Below are 12,513 nucleotides of genomic sequence, written 5' to 3' on the forward strand. Positions count from 1 at the left end.
GCGGGCGCGGGCGTGCGTCAGTGGGTAAGGATGGGGCCTCGGGGATCACGACTGTGAGGAAATGATGCGAGCTAGCCAGGACCGACCGACCCGGCGCACCGGGCGGCGCCGCGCGCTCGCGGCGGGGCTCCTCGCCGCCGCGCTCACCTTCACCTCCGCCTGCACCGGCTCCGGCGGCGGCAAGTCGTCGAGCTGGCAGGGCGGCGGGGAGAGCGCCCCGAAGGCCGCGGCCACCATCACCGAACCGAAGGCCGACGCCACGGACGTCCCGGCCTCCACCGGCATCACCTTCACCACGAAGGACGCCGAGAAGACCACCGTCGAACTCAAGGACTCGGCCGGTGCGGCCGTCGAGGGCGAGCTGGCCGCCGACGGCAGGAGCTGGCTGCCCGCCCGCGCGTTGGAGTACGGCGGGCAGTACACCGCCACCGTGACGGCGACCGGTGACGACGGCAAGCCGGCCACGGCCACCAGCACCTTCACCGTCATGGCCAAGCCCGACAAGCAGGTGCGCATCACCAGCTTCCTCGGCGACGGCCAGGTGGTCGGCGTGGGCATGCCGCTGATCGTCCGCTTCGGCCGGGCCGTGCCGCAGGACTACCGCGACGACGTCCAGCGCCGGATGAGCGTCACCTCCACCCCGGCCCAGGAGGGGATCTGGCACTGGGCCAGCCCCACCGAGGTCCGCTACCGGCCGAAGGAGTTCTGGCAGCCGGGCAGCACCGTGTCGTACCGGGTGCAGGCCGGCGGGCTGCCGATGGGTGACGGCTGGTACGGCCGCTCCGACCTGACGGTGGACGTCAAGATCGGCCCGTCGCTGGTCATGGTGGTGGACAACCGGACCAAGCGGATGACCGTCACCAGGGACGGCGCCGTGGTCAGGACGATCCCGGTGAGCCTCGGCAAGAAGAGCACCCCGTCCTCCAGCGGCACCATGGTGGTGATCGAGAAGCTGCGCAAGACGGTCTTCGACACCCTGGAGGAGCTGGGCCCCGTCGAGGGCTACCGGACGAAGATCGACTACGCCCAGCGCCTCACCTGGGGCGGCGAGTTCATCCACGCCGCGCCCTGGTCGGAGGGGCAGCAGGGCAGCGTCAACGTCTCGCACGGCTGCGTGAACGTCTCGATGGCCAACGGGAAGTGGCTCTTCGAGAACACCCGGATCGGTGACCCGATCACGGTCAAGGGCACCGAGCGTCGGCTACAGAACGGCAACGGCTGGACCGACTGGAACATGAGCTGGGAGCGGTACGTCGAGGGCAGCGCCCTGCCGTACGAGCCGCCGGCCGCGCCGGACGCCGAGCCCACCACCGGCGACGAGGAGCCGGGCGTCGAGCCCACGCCCTGACGGGGCGGAAACGACGAAGGCCCCCTCCGCGCGGAGGGGGCCTTCGTCGTCTGGGGTGACTGATGGGAATTGAACCCACGACAACCGGGACCACAACCCGGTGCTCTGCCAACTGAGCTACAGCCACCATGCCGTCCGCACCGGTGACCCGGGCGGGTGCGGACTAATAATAGCCACACCCCGGCGGGCTCCGTCCAGCGGGTTCGGCACGCCCGCCGGGACGCCGGCGCGAGCGCGCCCTACAACTGCGCGGCGATCGCCTTCGCGCTGTCCACGTCCGGCCCCGGCAGCGGTACGAAGATGGTGCGCCGGTAGTACTCCAGCTCCCGGATGCTCTCCCGGATGTCCGCCAGCGCCCGGTGGGCCAGCCCCTTCTGCGGCTGCCCGAAGTACACCCGCGGGTACCAGCGCCGGCACAGCTCCTTGATCGAGGAGACGTCGATCATGCGGTAGTGCAGGTGGGCGTCGAGGCGCGGCATGTCCCGGGTGATGAAGCCCCGGTCGGTGGCGATCGAGTTGCCGCACAGCGGGGCGGTCCGCGGGTCCTTGACGTGGCTGGTGACGTACTCCAGCACCATGTCCTCGGCCTCGGCGAGGGTGACCGTCGAGCGCCGCACCTCCTCGGTGAGCCCGGACTTGCCGTGCATCGTGCGCACGATCTCCGGCATCGCCGCCAGGGCCGCGTCGTCGGCGTGGATGACCACGTCGACCCCCTCACCGAGCACGTTGAGGTCGGGGTCGGTGACGAGCGCGGCGACCTCGATCAGCGCGTCCCTGCCGAGATCGAGCCCGGTCATCTCACAGTCGATCCAGACGAGAAGGTCAGCCACGCCCGACAGACTAGTCGCAGCCCAGGTGCCCGCGCCTCGGCACCGTCGGCGCGGTGGACCGCTAGGGTTTCCCCGTGCCAGCCGAACCCGCCGCGCCACCCGCCGTCACCGCGGACGACCGGAGAAGCCGTACGGTCCGCCGGGTCGTCATGGTGCTGGCGCTGGCGGCCGTGCTGCCGGCGCTCTACCTGCCCGGCACGGTGCACGACTTCTTCGACCTGAAGATCTACATGCGGGCGATGGACTGGTGGGCGGCCGGGCACCCGCTCTACGACTACGTGCAGCCGGACCGGGTGCAGGGCGCGCTCTACTTCACCTACCCGCCGTTCAGCGCGCTGCTGCTGCGGCCGTTCGCGCTGCTGCCGCTCGGGCTGACCATCGCGGTCTTCACCGTCCTCACCGGCATCGCGGTGATCTACACCACCCGCTGGCTGCTCGCCCCGGTGATCGCACGGCACGGCCTGCCCCGGGTGTTCACGCTCACCGTGGCGGTGCTGCTGGTCTTCGCGGTCGAGAGCACCCGGGAGACGATCACCTTCGGCCAGATCAACATGCTGCTGGTGGTGCTGGTCCTGGCCGACCTGCTCTTCGCCGTACCGCAGGCGCGGCGCTGGGCCGGGGTGGCCGTCGGGTTGGCCACGGCGCTGAAGCTCTTCCCGGGCATCTTCATCGTCTACCTGCTGGTGACCCGGCGGTGGCGGGCGGCGGCGGTGGCCGCCGTGACCGCGGCGGCGGCCACGCTGCTCGCGGCGGCGGTGGCGCCGCGTGACTCCTGGCGGTTCTGGACCCACGAGCTGTGGGCGACCGACCGGGTCGGCCGGACCGACTACACCGGCAACCAGTCGCTGTTCGGCCTGCTCAGCCGGGTCGACGCGCCGGCCGAGCCGAACCGGCTGCTCTGGCTGGCGCTGGTCGCGGTCGTCGCCGGATACGGCCTGTGGCGGGCGGCCCGGGCGGCACGGGCCGGCGACGAGCTCACCGGGCTCACCCTCACCGGCCTGGTCGGCGGGCTGATCAGCCCGATCACCTGGACCCACCACATCTACTGGTTCATCCCGGCCGTGGTGGTGCTGGTGGACGCGGCGCTCGACGCCGGCCGGGACGACGCCGAGGGGGCCCGCCGACGCCGCCGGCTGCTCGCGCTCGCAGTCGGCACGGGCGTGGTGATCGTGTACGGGGTGGTGTCCTTCTACGACTGGGGCGTGGCGCCGGCGCGTACCGACACGCCGTGGGAGTTCCTGCTGCGCAACGCGTACGTGCTGCTGGCGCTGCTGTTGCTGGTGACCCTGCCGGTACGGCGGGAACCTCGGCCGGCACGCGGATAAAGTCGCACCAAATGGACAGACGTTCCTACGAGCGACTATCGGCGCTAATCTGACGACACCCACCTCTGACATCTGTCAGGTGGCACCGATCCCCCGGTGAGGACGGCCCTGCGCGTCGGCAGCGCGCAGGGCCGTCCGTATGGGGCGGTCAGTCCCCGTCCACCGGGCCGGGTGTCTCATCCGGACGCTGCGGCGGCCACGGCGGCAGGTCCGCCAGGCTGGCCGGGCGGCGCGCCGGCACCGCCCCGATCGCCGGACGGGCGGGCTCGGGCGCGCCCACCGACACCAGTTGCCGCTCCGGTTCGGGGGCGGGCGCGGTGCCCAGGCCGCTCAGTGAACTCACCCCGAGCCGCCCGGCGAGCACCGGCACCTGGTCGGGCTCCACCACGAAGACCACCTCACGCGGCCGGACGGGCCGCACCAGCACCAGCACCGCCAGAGCGACCAACAGCAGGCCGCCGGCCGCCGACCCCCACGCCAGTGGCCGCAACCAGTCGGCGCGCAACTCGGCGCGCAGCGCCACGGCCAGGTCGGCCCGCCCGTCGGGCCGCATCACCACCAGGCTCAACTGCCGGCCCGCCAGCTCGGCAGGACTCCACTCGACCGAGCCGATCCCCTCGCGTACCCAGAAGGCGGCGTCGAGCGGGACGGCCGGGAGCGGCCCCGCCGGGGCGGCGGTGGACGCGGGCGTCGCGTCGGTCAACCGCACCGGCAGCGGACCCCGGGCCAGCGCGACCCGCCCGACCACGGCGTGCGCGACGCCGTCCAGCCAGCGCCGCACCTGCTCGGTCGGGGCCAGGCCGACGAAGGCGGGACCATCGGCGGTACGGGCGGTCAGGCGCAGCCGGGACGGCCCGACCCGGGTGAACGGCGCCTCCGCGCGCAGCAGCGCGTCGACGTCCTCCACCAGCATCGCCCGGCCCGCAGTGTGCAGCGGCTCGACCCGGGCGGTGAACGCCCCGTCCCCGGCGGCGTGCCGGGCGACGGCACCGAGACCGGCGCCGCCCAGCAGGAGCGGAATCCCGACGACCAGCAGCAGCATTCCGGTGAGCGCCCGCACGAACCGCATTCGTTCCGTCTCCTTCGGTGACCGGGTACCCGGCCGACCTTACCGACGGCACCGCCTGGATCTGCGGATATCGGCGGGGACCGGCCGGGCCGCCGCCGGCGGAGCCGCCCGGCCCGCCGGGCCGGGCGGCGCACCCGGGATCAGGCCTTCGGCGCGGCCTGCCGGCGGGTCCGGGCGAAGGCCAGTCCACCCAGGAGCAGACCGGCGAGGCCGGCCACCAGTCCGGCGATGCCCAGTCCGGTCGCCGTGCCGTCGGAGTCGTCATCGGCCTCGACCTGCCCGGCCGGGGCGGCGGACGACGCCGACGCCGACGCCGGGGTGAGGGTGAGCACCGCAGCCGGGTTCTCCGGCTCCTCCGCGCCCGGGGTCGGCTCCTCGATCCAGCGCACCACGTTGCCGTCGGAGTACGTCTGCAACGACTTGAACACCATCCGGTCGACCTGTGGCAGCGGCCCCATCGACACCGGGAACTCCTGGAACTGGCCCGGCTTGACCGCCGCGTCGCCGGTCGCCGTCCAGGTCAGCTTCGACACCGCCTCGGTGAGCTGGCTGCCGTGCACCTCCACCGGCGGGTCGACCTTGCGCTTCTCCACCGCGACCGTCCACCCCGGCACCGGCATCGTCGAGACCGAGCCGACCGGGGCGTTCTCCGGCAGCACCACCTCGACCTTGGTGGTCGAGGCGCTGTCGCTCTCGTTCGGCACCCGGAAGGCGAACCGGCCGTAGCCGCCCTGGGTCGCCTCCTTCGGATTGACCGAGACGTGCGCCGAGGCGGGCCCGGCGACGCCGAGCACGGCCGTGGTGGCGACGGTGAACACGACCGCGGCGGCGGTTGCGGTACGCCGGAGACGGATCATCTGAGAACCTTTCGGCTACTTGATCGACACGGTGGCGGTCACCGTGGCCTGGTCGATGTCGGACGTGCGCACGGTGAGGCGCAGCTGCCACTCACCGGCCGCCGGGAAGCTGACCTCCCCGGTCGCGTGGTTGTCGGTCAGCGGCAGCAGCGGGATCTCGATCGGCTCGATCCCCGCCGACGGCAGCGCGGCGGTGGCCTTCCACTCGGCCACCGGCTGCGGCCGGTTGTCCTTCGTGTACGCGTACAGGTGCAGCGAGTTGTTGCCCCGCTCGGCCGGGTCCAGCTCCACCTGCAGCGAGTAGATCGGGCTGCTCAACGTGGTGGAGAAGTAGCCGCCGGGCGCACCGGCCACGTCGGCGGCGGCGACCCGGGCCGGGGTGGTCTGCACCAGGGTGGCGGAGACCCCGAGCACCACCGCGGTGATCGCCAGCTCGACCCAGACCGCCCGCCGCACCGGCGTCGGCCGACCGGCGGCGGTGCGCCGGCGCACCAGCGCCCGCGAGTACGCCGCCACCCCGACCACCAGCGCGAACAGCACGATCTTGGCGAGCAGCAGCCGACCGTACGTGGTGTCGAGCAGGGCGGCGAGACCGCCCACCTCGATCAGCGCCTGCACGGTGCCGGCGAGCAGCAGCGCCGCCACCGCCAGCGCCGCCCAGCGGGACCAGATCGGCAGGATCGCCCCCAGCTCCCGCTCGTCGGCCCGGCGCAGCAGGAACCCGCCGAGCATCACCAGACCGCCCAGCCAGACCGCCATGCCGCCCAGGTGCACCGCGTCGACCAGCACCGAGACGGCCGGCGCGGGCGAGGCCGCCGCGTGCCCGGACAGCGGCCAGGTCAGCAGCGCCGCCGCGCCGAGCACGGCCAGGATGATCCCGTCCGAGCGGCCCACCGGCCCCCGGGTCAGCGGGCGCAGCAGGAACGCCGCCGCCGCGAGCAGCCCCAGCCGGACCAGGTGCGCGGTGCCGTACGTGCTGCCCAGCACCTCGCCGAAGCCCGCGCCGGTGACGTCGAACGGCCCGCCCCCGGCCGTGTACGGCACCTGCAACCACAGCTCGGCCACCGTGGCGGCGGCGAGCAGGCCGGCACCGGCCCAGAGCACCCGGGCCGGGCCGCGGCGGGCGAGCCGCTGCGGCCAGAGCGCGGCGAGCACCAGGGCGGCGCCGGACACCAGCAGCAGCCCCACGTAGCCGAGGTACTTGGCGACCTTCACCCCGGTGTCCACCACCGGGTTGGCCCGGCTGTCCGAGCCGGAGTCGGTCGGCGGCGGCGAGGGCGCGCCGACGGAGTAGGTGAACGCGCCGGAGACCGGGTGGCTGTCGGCGGAGATCACCCGGTAGCTGACCAGATAGGTGCCGCGTGGCCCGGCCCGGTCCACCGGGACGGTCACCACCGCGCCCTCGAAGGTCGGCTCGCCCCGGTCGGCCCGGGAGCCGTCCGGGGCGATGACCCGGATCTTGCCGGTGACCTTGCGGACGGACTCGCTGAAGGTCAGCACCACCTCGGCCGGGGCCTCCGGCACCACGGCCGAGGCCACCGGGCTGCTGCTCACCAGCACGGCGTGGGCACTCGCCGGAGTTGCCGGGGCGAGCAGCAACGCGACGAGGGTGACCAGGAGGCCGGCGGTGGCGCCCAGCCGTACGGACCAACGACGATCGACGACGTTCATGACGGCCATGCTCGCCGACGCGGGGCCCTTTCGGCGACCCGGCCCCGTGCCCTGCTGGTCACCGCGGTCCCCGTCGGTGCGGACGGGCCCGGGCGGAGCACCGCCGACCGCGTCGCGACGCCCGGACCCGACCGGCGGCAGCTCGGCGACCGGCTCACCCGCGTCCCGCCACGACGGCACCGGACCACGGCCGGCCGGACTCCCCGCTGACCCGGCCCAGCGCCCACAGCAACCCTGCCTGCACCACGGCGGCCAGGTGGCCGATCTCGTGCACCAGCGCGGTGGTCGAGTTGGCGATGTCCATGACGCTGGTGCCGGCCAGGCAGAGCGCCAGCACCAGCGCCACCGGCAGGAACGCCCGGGCGCGCTCCGGCCGCCAGGCGGCCAGCGCGAAGCCCACCGCGAGAGCCACGTCGAAGGAGGCCATCTCCCGGCTGACGTGCGGGTCGGCGGCCACCCCCAGCCCGGCGAGCAGCACGGGCAGGGCGAGGGCGAGCTGCGCCACGGCGGCCACGCCCACGGCGACGCGCAGCACCTGACGACGTGCGGCACGGACCGCCGCCGGTGCGCGCCCGGCCAGCACCGGGTCGGCGGCGACCGCCGCCAGCACCCGGGCGGTCAGATCGGGTACCTGCACGGCACGCACCCGGGTGAGCCGGGTCACCTGCTCGGCCCGGGCCAGCCAGGAACGGCAGCCGGGGCACGCCCCGGTGTGCGCGTCCAGCACCGCCTCCGGGACCTGCGGGTCCTCGCCGTCCAGCCGCGCCGACAGCGCCGCGCGTACGTCGTCGCAGTTCATGGGCAGGTAGTCGGGGGCGGGGGCGGGAAAGTTCCCTACGTGAGCCAGGCCATGGAAAGGGTCGAAGGACCCTGCCCACCTCATTTGCGCCGCGTAACCTCGGGTGACGTGATCCCCGCCCCGCGTGACACCCCCGCCGACCGCCACGAGGCGGCACGCGGCGCTGCGCCGGACGCGGCGACCCGGTGGGCGCTGGCCGCCCGGGACGGCGACCCCACGGCTCAGGCCGCCTTCGTCCGGGCCACCCAGGTCGAGGTGTGGCGCTTCGCCGCCGCGCTGGTCGACCCGGACAGCGCCGACGACCTCACCCAGGAGACCTACCTGCGGGCGTTCCGGGCACTGCCCGGCTTCCAGGGGCGCTCCAGCGCACGCACCTGGCTGCTCGGCATCGCCCGCCGGGCCTGTGCCGACCACCTGCGCACCGTGGTCCGGCGACGGCGGCTCGACGAACGCCTCGTCGCCGACGCGCACACCGGCCACCCGCACCCCGACCCGGCCGGGCACCTCGGCACCGCCGACCTGGTCCGCCGGCTGCCCGCCGAACGGCGCGGCGCGTTCGTCCTCACCCAACTGCTCGGCCTGTCGTACGCCGAGGCCGCCGCCGTGGAGGGGGTGCCGGTGGGCACCATCCGCTCCCGGGTGGCCCGGGCCCGCCACGACCTGGTCGAGGCCGTCAGTGACGCGCTGGCCGGTTGAACCGTGGAACTTCGGGACCGGACGCAACGACCAATGAGTGTGACCGCTGAGCGCACCCGCACCGGCCGCTGGCCCGTCGTCCGCCCCTGGATCGGGGTCGCCGCCCGGCTCGGCCTGGCCGCCGTCTGGCTGATCGCCGGCGGAGCCAAGGTCGGCGACCTCGCCGCCTCCGGGCGTGCCGTCAACGCCTACCAGGTGATGCCGTACGACGTGGCGATGGTGATCGGCGCGGCGCTGCCCTTCGTGGAGCTGGCACTCGGGGTGATCCTGCTGCTCGGCCTCGCCACCCGGCTCGCCGCCGGCGTCTCCGCCGCGCTGCTGGTGGTCTTCGTCGCCGGCATCGCCTCCGCCTGGAGCCGAGGCCTGGCCATCGACTGCGGGTGCTTCGGCAGCGGCGGGCAGCTCGCCGCCGGGCAGGCCCCGAGCTATCTCCCGGAGATTCTCCGGGACCTGGGATTCCTGGCGCTGGCCGGATTCCTGCTGATCTGGCCCCGCACCCCCGTCTCCGTGGACGGCTGGCTGGCGGACGAACCTGGCGTGGAGGAAGACGATGAGTAGTCGCAAGGGGCAGAAGGACGCGGCCCGGGTGGTCCGCGAGCAACTGGCCCGGGAGAAGCGGCGCAAGCGGACGCTCTGGACGTCGGTCGGCGCGGTCGTGTTCCTGGTCATCGCCGGGCTGATCGGCTGGAGCGTCTACTCCAGCCAGCGCGCCGACGACTTCACCGCGCCCAAGGGCGCGAACGACGCCGGCACCGGCGTGGTGATCGGCAGCGGCCCGGTCACCATCGACCTGTACGAGGACTACCTCTGCCCCGCCTGCAAGCAGTTCCAGCAGATCAACGGGGCGACCATCGACCAGCTCGTCAGCGAGGGCAAGGCGAAGGTGGTCTTCCACCCGGTCGCCATCCTGAACCGTTTCTCCACCACCGAGTACTCGACCCGCTCGTCGGCCGCCTCCGGCTGCGCCGCCGAGGGCGGCAAGTTCAAGGAGTTCAGCGACGCGCTCTTCGAGCGGCAGCCGCCGGAGGGCGGCCCCGGACTGAGCAACGACGAGCTGATCGACATCGGCGCGGGTGTCGGGCTCAACCGCGACGACTTCGGCTCATGTGTGAAGGACGGCACCTTCAAGGCGTGGACCGAGCACGTCACCGAGGACGCCAGCGAGTCCCGCGTCACCGGCACCCCGACCATCCGGATCAACGGCAAGGACGTCGAGGACCGCTCCCCGGACGGGATCAAGGCGGCGGTGGAGGCGGCCGGCAAGTGATGCCACCCCTGCTCCGGCGGGCCGGCCTGGTCGTCACCGCCGCGCTCGTCACCGTCCTCACCGTCACCGCCCCGGCCGCCGCACACGGCGCCGACGCCCCCGACGGCACCGACTACCGCACCGAGGTGACCGGCCTCACCCCGCCGCGCGCCGGCCTGACGGTACGGGCCGTCGAGGCGGGCGCCCGGCTGGAACTGGTCAACACCGGCGGGCGCGACGTCGAGGTGATGGGCTACTCCGGGGAGCCGTACCTGAAGGTGGGGCCGGGCGGGGCGTACGAGAACACCCGCTCCCCCGCCACGTACCTGAACCGGACCCTCGCCGGCGACACCACCCTGCCCGCCGAGGCGGACCCGGCCGCGCCGCCGCAGTGGCGCAGGATCGCCGACGAGCCGCGGGCCCGCTGGCACGACCAGCGCGCCCTGTGGCGCGAATCGGGCGTGCCGGCCCCGGTCGCCGCCGACCCGACCCGGGAACACCGGGTCCGCGACTGGGCCGTGCCGGTACGCGACGGCGCCGAGCCGGTGGAGATCCGGGGCACCCTGGACTGGGTGCCACCGCCGGACCCGTATCCGTGGTGGGTGGCCGCCACCCTCGGCGTGCTGGCCCTCGGGGCGGCCGGGCTGCTGCCGGCCGGCTCGGCCGCCGGGACGCAGGCGCTGCGCGCGGTCGGGGCGCTGCTCGCGCTCGGCGGCGTGGCGGCGATCGTCCTCGTGGTCGGCCGGGAGCTCGACGCCGGCGCCGACGGCACCGGCGGGCTGCTGTTCGGGCTGCTCACCGGGCAGGTCTGGTCGCTGCTCACCGGGCTGGGCGCGATCGCGGCGGGCGGCTACGCGCTGGCCCGCCGCCCGGCGGCCGACTTCGCGCTGGCGCTGGCCGGCACCTGCCTGGCGCTCTTCGTCGGCGCGACCAACCTGTCGATGCTCTCCCGCGCGGTGGCGCCGGTCCCCTGGCCCGGCCAGTACGCCCGGCTGCTGCTCGTGCTGGTCCTGGCCGCCGGCGCCGGCGCGCTCGCCGCCGGTGTCCTGCGGCTGCACGCCGCCTCCCGCGCCGCCCTCGCGACGGCGCCCCACCGCACCCCGGTGACCGCCTGACCCGACAGTCAGGGGCGGGGCAGCGAGCGCGGGGTGAAGCCGTAGGGAAGTTCCAGGCGGTGCCGGGCCAGCAGCTCGGCGTCACCCAGGACGTCCAGGGTGGGGGCGTCGGCGACGATCCGGCCGGCGTCCAGGATCACCGATCGGTCACACAGCTCCGCCGCGTACGGCAGATCGTGGGTGACCATCAGCAGGGTCACCGGCAGGCCGCGCAGGATCTCCGCCAACTCCCGGCGGGCCGCCGGATCCAGGTTCGACGACGGCTCGTCGAGCACCAGGATCTCCGGGCGCATCGCCAGCACGGTGGCGACCGCCACCCGGCGACGCTGCCCGAACGACAGGTGGTGCGGGGCCCGGTCCCGGTGCTCGCCCATCCGCACCGCCGCGAGCGCCTCGTCCACCCGCTCGGCCAGTTCCGCGCCGCGCAGCCCCAGGTTGGCCGGGCCGAACGCCACGTCCTCGGCGACCGTGGGCAGGAAGAGCTGGTCGTCCGGGTCCTGGAAGACGATGCCCACCCGGCGGCGGATCTCGGCCAGCGTGTCCCGGTCCTTCGACACGGTCAGCCCGCCGACGCTGACCATGCCCTCGGTGGGGGTCAGGATGCCGTTGAGGTGCAGCACCAGCGTGGTCTTGCCGGCCCCGTTCGGGCCGAGCAGGGCCACCCGCTCGCCGCGCGGGACGGTCAGGTCCACCCCGTGCAGGGCGACGTGACCGTCCGGGTACGCGTACCGGACGCCACGGACGTCCAGGGAGACAGCGGTCTGCACGTACCCGATCATGTCAGCACGACGGCGGTGGCCGCGATGCAGACGGCGACCAGCGGCACGGTGGCCGCCGCCAGCCACTGCCCGGCCGTCGCCGCGCCCGCGCCCTGCCAGACCGCCGGCATCCGGCCGGAGTAGCCCCGGGACAGCATCGCCAGGTAGACCCGCTCGCCCCGCTCGAACGCGCGCAGGAACAGCGCGCCCACCCCGGCCGCGAAGCCGCGCAACTGCCAGAGGAAGCGCGGGTCGTCGCCCCGGGACACCCGGGCCACCCGCATCCGGCGGGCCTCGCCGACCAGCACGTCCAGGTAACGCAGCATGAACGTGGCGATCTGGGTGACGATCTCCGGGCAGCGCAGCCGGTCCAGGCCGAGGATCAGGTCCCGGGTCGTGGTGGTCGCGGCCAGCAGCAGCGACGCGAGCACCCCGAGCGTGCCCTTGGCGACGATGTTCCACCCGCCGTAGAGGCCGTCCACCGACAGGCTCAGCCCGGCGACTGACACCCGCTCCCCCGCGCCGAGGAACGGCAGCGCGAAGGCGAAGAGCACGAACGGCAGCTCGATCATCGAGCGGAGCAGCAGCCAGCGCAGACCGACCCGGGCCAGCACGGCGACCACGGCGACCAGCACCGCGTACCCGGCGAACGCCCAGAGCGCCTCGCGTGGGGTGGCGACCACGGCGACGGTGAAGAGCACCATCGCCGCGATCTTCACCTCGGGCGCGAGCCGGTGCACCGGCGAGGACGCCTCGCGGTAGAGCACGTGCGCGTGTCCCGCGCCCATCGTCGTACGCC

The 12,513-nt window shown here is 74.3% G+C and carries 13 protein-coding genes and 1 tRNA gene; 6 read left to right on the plus strand and 8 right to left on the minus strand.

Annotated elements, in window-relative coordinates; all coding sequences use genetic code 11:
- Nucleotides 1-64: 64 nt before the first annotated feature.
- A complete protein-coding gene (locus GA0070560_RS23930; protein ID WP_091301797.1) occupies nucleotides 65-1,348 on the plus strand; it encodes a L,D-transpeptidase in 1,284 nt (427 codons plus the stop codon).
- Nucleotides 1,349-1,399: 51 nt separating this feature from the next.
- Here the strand turns inward: GA0070560_RS23930 and GA0070560_RS23935 are convergent.
- Nucleotides 1,400-1,475, minus strand: a tRNA-His gene (locus tag GA0070560_RS23935).
- Nucleotides 1,476-1,587: 112 nt separating this feature from the next.
- On the minus strand, nucleotides 1,588-2,178 hold the full coding sequence (gene orn / locus GA0070560_RS23940) for an oligoribonuclease (RefSeq protein ID WP_091301706.1): 591 nt from the start codon (nucleotides 2,176-2,178) through the stop codon (nucleotides 1,588-1,590).
- Between the two features lie 74 nt (nucleotides 2,179-2,252).
- On the opposite strand from orn, the gene GA0070560_RS23945 reads away from it, so the two are divergent.
- Entirely contained in the window at nucleotides 2,253-3,503 is a 1,251-nt protein-coding gene (locus GA0070560_RS23945; RefSeq protein ID WP_091301708.1) for a glycosyltransferase 87 family protein, read from the plus strand.
- A gap of 148 nt (nucleotides 3,504-3,651) precedes the next feature.
- Here the strand turns inward: GA0070560_RS23945 and GA0070560_RS30135 are convergent, their stop codons facing one another.
- The 4 genes from GA0070560_RS30135 to GA0070560_RS23965 all read right to left on the minus strand — a co-directional run bounded on the left by GA0070560_RS30135 (nucleotide 3,652) and on the right by GA0070560_RS23965 (nucleotide 7,899).
- Nucleotides 3,652-4,572 (minus strand): hypothetical protein, encoded by a 921-nt coding sequence (locus tag GA0070560_RS30135; RefSeq protein WP_091301710.1) that lies wholly within the window; start codon nucleotides 4,570-4,572, stop codon nucleotides 3,652-3,654.
- A 140-nt stretch (nucleotides 4,573-4,712) separates the two neighbouring features.
- Nucleotides 4,713-5,429 carry a YcnI family copper-binding membrane protein gene (locus GA0070560_RS23955; RefSeq protein ID WP_091301712.1) on the minus strand — a complete coding sequence of 239 codons (717 nt, stop codon included), beginning with the start codon at nucleotides 5,427-5,429 and terminating at the stop codon, nucleotides 4,713-4,715.
- Nucleotides 5,430-5,444: 15 nt separating this feature from the next.
- Nucleotides 5,445-7,109: a copper resistance CopC/CopD family protein gene (locus tag GA0070560_RS23960; RefSeq protein WP_091301799.1), complete on the minus strand. Its 1,665-nt coding sequence runs from the start codon at nucleotides 7,107-7,109 to the stop codon at nucleotides 5,445-5,447.
- Between the two features lie 145 nt (nucleotides 7,110-7,254).
- Complete coding sequence (locus GA0070560_RS23965; protein ID WP_170839557.1) at nucleotides 7,255-7,899, minus strand: zf-HC2 domain-containing protein; 645 nt, start codon at nucleotides 7,897-7,899, stop codon at nucleotides 7,255-7,257.
- A 108-nt stretch (nucleotides 7,900-8,007) separates the two neighbouring features.
- Between GA0070560_RS23965 and GA0070560_RS23970 the strand changes: the two genes are divergently transcribed.
- Genes GA0070560_RS23970 through GA0070560_RS23985 form a run of 4 tightly spaced genes read left to right on the plus strand, consistent with a single transcriptional unit; the run spans nucleotide 8,008 to nucleotide 10,956 of the window.
- Entirely contained in the window at nucleotides 8,008-8,595 is a 588-nt protein-coding gene (locus GA0070560_RS23970) for a sigma factor (RefSeq protein WP_091301716.1), read from the plus strand.
- 33 nt (nucleotides 8,596-8,628) lie between these two features.
- Nucleotides 8,629-9,153: a MauE/DoxX family redox-associated membrane protein gene (locus GA0070560_RS23975; protein WP_091301718.1), complete on the plus strand. Its 525-nt coding sequence runs from the start codon at nucleotides 8,629-8,631 to the stop codon at nucleotides 9,151-9,153.
- Nucleotides 9,146-9,862, plus strand: coding sequence for a DsbA family protein (locus tag GA0070560_RS23980; RefSeq protein ID WP_091301720.1), 717 nt, complete (start codon nucleotides 9,146-9,148; stop codon nucleotides 9,860-9,862). The genes GA0070560_RS23975 and GA0070560_RS23980 overlap by 8 nt, the downstream gene beginning before the upstream one ends.
- Nucleotides 9,862-10,956, plus strand: coding sequence for a hypothetical protein (locus tag GA0070560_RS23985; protein WP_091301800.1), 1,095 nt, complete (start codon nucleotides 9,862-9,864; stop codon nucleotides 10,954-10,956). The genes GA0070560_RS23980 and GA0070560_RS23985 overlap by 1 nt, the downstream gene beginning before the upstream one ends.
- A gap of 8 nt (nucleotides 10,957-10,964) precedes the next feature.
- On the opposite strand, the gene GA0070560_RS23990 is transcribed toward GA0070560_RS23985, so the two are convergent.
- Nucleotides 10,965-11,735 (minus strand): energy-coupling factor ABC transporter ATP-binding protein, encoded by a 771-nt coding sequence (locus tag GA0070560_RS23990; protein WP_091301722.1) that lies wholly within the window; start codon nucleotides 11,733-11,735, stop codon nucleotides 10,965-10,967.
- A complete protein-coding gene (gene cbiQ, locus GA0070560_RS23995; RefSeq protein WP_091301724.1) occupies nucleotides 11,732-12,502 on the minus strand; it encodes a cobalt ECF transporter T component CbiQ in 771 nt (256 codons plus the stop codon). Before cbiQ ends, GA0070560_RS23990 begins: the two co-directional genes overlap by 4 nt.
- Nucleotides 12,503-12,513 lie beyond the last annotated feature (11 nt).

Source organism: Micromonospora halophytica (assembly GCF_900090245.1).
GTDB lineage: Bacteria > Actinomycetota > Actinomycetes > Mycobacteriales > Micromonosporaceae > Micromonospora > Micromonospora halophytica.